Genomic DNA, 1,813 nt, shown 5'->3' on the forward strand with positions numbered 1-1,813 from the left:
GGGCTGTACAGTTGGGTGGTCAACAGGGCGGACATGCCGACAGGGCCTGCGCCTGCGATGAATACGGTGTCGCCGGGTTTGACATCGCCGTATTGCACGCCGATTTCGTGGGCAGTCGGCAAGGCATCGCTCAACAGCAGGGCGACTTCTTCATTGACGTTTTCGGGCAGCGGAACAAGGCTGTTGTCGGCATAAGGCGTGCGGACGCATTCGGCTTGTGTACCGTCGATCATGTAGCCCAAAATCCAGCCGCCGTTACGGCAGTGTGAATAGAGTTGGATTTTACAGTTGTCGCAAGTACAGCATTTGCTGACACATGAAATAATGACTTTATCACCGACTTTGATGTTTTTTACAGCATCGCCGACTTCTTCTACAATACCGATACCCTCATGACCGAGAATACGACCGTCGGCAACTTCAGGGTTTTTACCTTTCCAAATACCCAAGTCAGTACCGCAAATCGTGGTTTTAACGATTTTGACGACTGCATCAGTCGGATCGATAATTTGAGGGCGGGGCTTTTCTTCGAAACGGATGTCGTTTGCGCCATGATAAACCATTGCTTTCATGTGAATCTCCTTGAACGGTTAATAAACTTTAACAATACAGCGTAAATCCACGTTAACTATATTTATATACCCCTCTACCAGATAAGTCAATCCTGATTATTATTTCGTATGTTATAGTGTAACGCTATGTTTTAAAAATAAATAATTAAAAAGTAAATATTAATGAACACATCCACATCCTTCGCGCGACGACTCATCGATTGGCAACGGCTGCATGGCCGTCACAACTTGCCTTGGCAGGTCAAAGACCCTTATTTCGTCTGGCTTTCAGAAATCATGCTCCAACAAACACAGGTTGCTACCGTATTGGACTACTATCCGCGTTTCTTAGCCAAATTCCCAACCGTGCAATCGCTTGCCGCTGCGCCGCAAGACGAGGTTTTATCCTTGTGGGCAGGCTTGGGCTATTACAGCCGCGCACGCAACCTGCACAAAGCAGCGCAACAAGTTGTCGGACAATTCGACGGTATCTTTCCGCCCGAACGCAAAGACTTGGAAACGCTCTGCGGCGTAGGCAGAAGTACCGCCGCCGCTATTTCTGCCTTTGCTTTCAACCGACGCGAAACCATCTTGGACGGCAACGTCAAACGCGTTCTCTGCCGTGTCTTTGCCCAAGATGGCAATCCGCAAGATAAAAAATTTGAAAACTCACTTTGGACGCTTGCCGAAAGCCTGCTGCCGTCTGAAAACACCGATATGCCTGCCTATACACAAGGGCTGATGGATTTAGGCGCAACCGTCTGCAAACGAACAAAACCTTTGTGCCATCAATGCCCGATGGCAGACATCTGCGAAGCAAAAAAACAAAACCGCATTGACGAGCTACCCCGTAAAAAAACTGCTCCCGAAGTGCAAACCCTACCGCTTTATTGGCTGATTATCCATAACACTGACGGCGCATTATTGCTTGAAAAACGCCCTGCCAAAGGCATTTGGGGCGGTCTGTATTGCGTACCCTGTTTTGAAAAATTAGACGATTTGTATGCTTACGCAGAACGCTTCGGTATTATTTCAGACGGCCTTGAAGAACAAACCACATTTACCCACCGCCTGACCCACCGCTTATTGATGATTACCCCTTTTCAGACGCAACAAAGGCCGTCTGAACATCTTTCAGACGGCCTTTGGGTATCATTGGAACATTTAGCAGATTATGGTTTGCCCAAGCCTTTAATCAAATATTTGGCTAAAGGCTAAACCGCCCTATTCCACAATCTCTTTAAATACAACTTCTTTTCCGC

General features: G+C 47.5%; 2 protein-coding genes. One reads left to right on the plus strand and one right to left on the minus strand.

Translation table 11 applies throughout. From position 1 onward, the window contains the following. Positions 1-572, minus strand: a 572-nt coding sequence (locus ACTHUM_RS12950) for an alcohol dehydrogenase catalytic domain-containing protein (protein ID WP_440403052.1), incomplete at its 3' end; no start/stop codon positions are given. 162 nt (positions 573-734) lie between these two features. Here ACTHUM_RS12950 and mutY point away from each other — a divergent pair. Then, a complete protein-coding gene (mutY, locus tag ACTHUM_RS12955; protein WP_440403053.1) occupies positions 735-1,769 on the plus strand; it encodes an A/G-specific adenine glycosylase in 1,035 nt (344 codons plus the stop codon). Positions 1,770-1,813: the final 44 nt, after the last annotated feature.

The sequence above is a fragment of the Neisseria sp. P0021.S006 genome, assembly GCF_051956895.1.